Below are 2,998 nucleotides of genomic sequence, written 5' to 3'. Positions count from 1 at the left end.
GGCGCTTAAGCGGCACCGTCACGCTCGCATATGGTACCTGGAGAGCGAGTGCAGAAACCCGAAGCCGTTCAAGAGCCACAAAACAACACTTACCACCACGACGACATTCAGGATCGACTTAATGGAGCGCGCCATCGGGATGAAAGCATTAATCAGCCAAAGTACGACGCCAATCACGATCAGGACCCCAACCACATGAATTAAATCCATGATCTAATCCTCCTTCTCATCTTCATAAAGCAGACACCCATCGGGCCGCTCCCCGGCGTGCGCTTGTTGATTGCAGCCGAAACAAGCTTCGAACCTGTCGGCACTTGATCAAGAACGCTTGTTCTTATCTTCTCTGCGCGCCATCCAATATTCTCGACCGCTTAGAGCCGGCCCAGGAGCAGCAAGATAACCACTATCGTCAGCACCAGGCCCAATCCGCCGCTGGGGCCATAACCCCAGCTTCGGCTGTGATTCCAAGTGGGCAGTGAACCGAAAAGCATCAAAACCACAACCACAATCAAAACAGTTGCGAGCATTTCCTTGCCTCCTTTAGAGATCCCGGCCAATGAAATGCTTCTGCCGGGATTATTTCCAAACCTTAGTATGGGCTCTGCATTACGGTCGCCGGAGTTGAGTTGGGGCAGCCGTTGGGCTACCCGCGACAGTCGGGTCCGGTGGTGTCACCAACTTCAACTGATCCAGCGAGGCCAGCACGGCCTGCCAGCCGGCGGCGTCCTTCTTGGTCTCGAACGCTGCGGAAAGGTCCCCATAAAAGTTCAGGATGTTCTCGCGCAGTTCCGGTGATGTCCGATCGAACTTTCGTTCCGAAAGTTTGCCCAGCAACTTGGCGTAGGCGTTGTCGGTCAGGGTGTACTCCGCCGCCTTGGTGGGTTTTCCGGTGTCGAAATCAACATCGGCAAGTTGAAGCGAGTCCGTCCGCACTGCTTCGAGATCGGCCCGGTACTGATCAACGCTCGTGTTGATGCTCTTGAAATACATGTCCTCGGTCTGCGGGGTAGGGCTATTGAACGCCATCGCTTTGAAGGGCCCAACTTTCGGCATGTAATGCAGGAACACAGACAACACGCGCACGCCGAATCCCGGCTTGGTGTATTCCTTTCCCCAGTTCTTTTCATAATCGGAGCGCGAGAGACGGTAAAGGAACTTCCGTTTTGAGAACGTGGGTTCTTCGCGCATCATGTCCTTCTTATGGGTGCGCAGCGCGACCCGTGTGATCTCCGGGATCATCTGGCTGACCGAGTAACGGTAGGTGCCGATGGCGAGATCCTCGCGGGGAAGGACGTCTTTCAAGTCCACGCCATAGACAACCGGAAAGACGCGTTCCAGCAGGGACTTGGACACCTGAAACCCGATGAAATCGTGGTACTGCTGCGAGGCATAACGGTTCTTCGCCACCTGCACCATGTCAAACCCAAATTCTGTTCTGATATGCGCTGTTTTGTCGTCCGCGTACTTGACGGACTTGCCGAACTTCGCCCGAAGCTTGGGATATTGAATCGCAACGGACTGGTTCACCGCCGGGTGGCCGGCAATGTCCGACGCATAGTGCGCCAGGGCGCCCATGGCGAACGCGTACTCATTGGCGTCCTGACTCTCGAGCAGCAACTCGCGAACGAAGTCCCCGCTGCGGACGTAATGCACCAGGTCGCTGAATTGCTTGCTGCCGAATGGGTAGTAACCGAGGTCTTGAATGACGGCGCCGCCGTAGGCATAGGCGTGCGCCTCCGTGATTTGGTCTTCGGTCAGTGTTGGAAATCGCTTGAGCAGTAGAGGCCGGATCTCATCTTTCCAGAGCAGGTCGACGATTTCCTCGTGCGTCAGGACTGAGTATGCGAACGAACTGCCGGCGCACATCAGCAAGGCACAGACGAGAAGGGCAATTATTGGCGTTTTTCTCATGCTCCGCTCTTCCTTATGACGGGGTGAACCAGGAATTCGTGCGCCAGGCGCTCGTCACGTCTGGCGCAGCTGATGTTGAAGTGAACCATCTCTTCGTTGATTCCTTCGGCCGATTACACTCGATCGAAAGATCGTCCGCCCTTGGGGGAATACTTACGCAAAGCATTGTCCAACGCTCGAGCTGATTGAGGCGTGGCCACGGTGCCGTCGATCAGAATTTCCTTGGCACTGACCCTGCGGCCGTAGAGTTTTTCGTTGTCGTCCTTATCCTGCTTCATCACCGCTCCGTCGAGCGACACGCCGGCAAACAAGCCGCGCGTTCTCGAATAGCTGAGAATCTCAGCATGCAGTTGAGCGTCGGTCGCGCCTTCCGCCGATCGTCCCACCGGTCCCGCGGCAACGGAGGCTTCCGCGCCCAGCTTCACGCTGTCCTGAACCAGCTTGCGCGCGCCTTCGGGGTTCATCACCAGGAAGATGACGTCCGTCGCCTTGCCGCCAATCTGGAATCCGATGCTGGCCGCGCCCAGGGTAAACATGGAGGGGGCGCCCCATTCGCCGGTCCCGCCCTTGCGGCACACCAGCACGCCGCGCCCGTAGGTGCCGCCGAGTCCCAGCGCGAATTTATATTGAGAAGGAACGACGCCGACACACACGGCTTTTTCAAACAACTCCTCGGGAATGCCCTTGTCGGGAGTCCCCATAATCTCGTGAAGAATGTTGGTGGACTTTTGCAGCTGGCTTTCACCCGCGAATGCCGGCATGCAGAATGTGAGTAATAGAAGAATCAAACCAAGCCTTTTCATTTTAAAACTCCCTTGTGCCCTCAAAGCCAGGAGAGCGCTGTCCGCTTCCTACCGGGTCCTTGCTTACAACGTGAGGCCCATCCTTTATACCTTGGGGCCATTAAACTGTCTGTCCCGTACAGACCGCTGCTGTGGTCAAAACTGCTCATCCAACTAAGGAGCGGGCATCGAGGCACCGTCCGCGCTTTCAATTCCCAGGCACGCGCGCCCGTGGCCAGAGACCATAAATTGAGATTGTGGGAGACTGGTTGAGCCGCCTCGTGCAAGCGCCGCGCAAGGAATTT

The 2,998-nt window shown here is 56.5% G+C and carries 4 protein-coding genes; all 4 read right to left on the bottom strand.

Going from position 1 to position 2,998, the window contains the following annotated elements; genetic code table 11:
• Positions 1 to 18 precede the first annotated feature (18 nt).
• Entirely contained in the window at positions 19 to 210 is a 192-nt protein-coding gene (locus ACC569_RS14350; protein ID WP_372524209.1) for a Thivi_2564 family membrane protein, read from the bottom strand.
• A 161-nt stretch (positions 211 to 371) separates the two neighbouring features.
• On the bottom strand, positions 372 to 527 hold the full coding sequence (locus tag ACC569_RS14345) for a DUF3309 family protein (RefSeq protein ID WP_372524208.1): 156 nt from the start codon (positions 525 to 527) through the stop codon (positions 372 to 374).
• A 79-nt stretch (positions 528 to 606) separates the two neighbouring features.
• Positions 607 to 1,911, bottom strand: a complete 1,305-nt coding sequence (locus ACC569_RS14340; protein WP_372524207.1) for a zinc dependent phospholipase C family protein — start codon at positions 1,909 to 1,911, stop codon at positions 607 to 609.
• Between the two features lie 113 nt (positions 1,912 to 2,024).
• Positions 2,025 to 2,672, bottom strand: a complete 648-nt coding sequence (locus tag ACC569_RS14335) for a lipid-binding SYLF domain-containing protein (RefSeq protein WP_372524206.1) — start codon at positions 2,670 to 2,672, stop codon at positions 2,025 to 2,027.
• Positions 2,673 to 2,998 lie beyond the last annotated feature (326 nt).

Source organism: Sulfuricaulis sp. (assembly GCF_041499725.1).
Lineage (GTDB): Bacteria > Pseudomonadota > Gammaproteobacteria > Acidiferrobacterales > Sulfurifustaceae > Sulfuricaulis.
The sequence above is the reverse complement of the archived record's forward strand: the minus strand, read 5'-3'. Positions and strand labels throughout refer to the sequence as shown.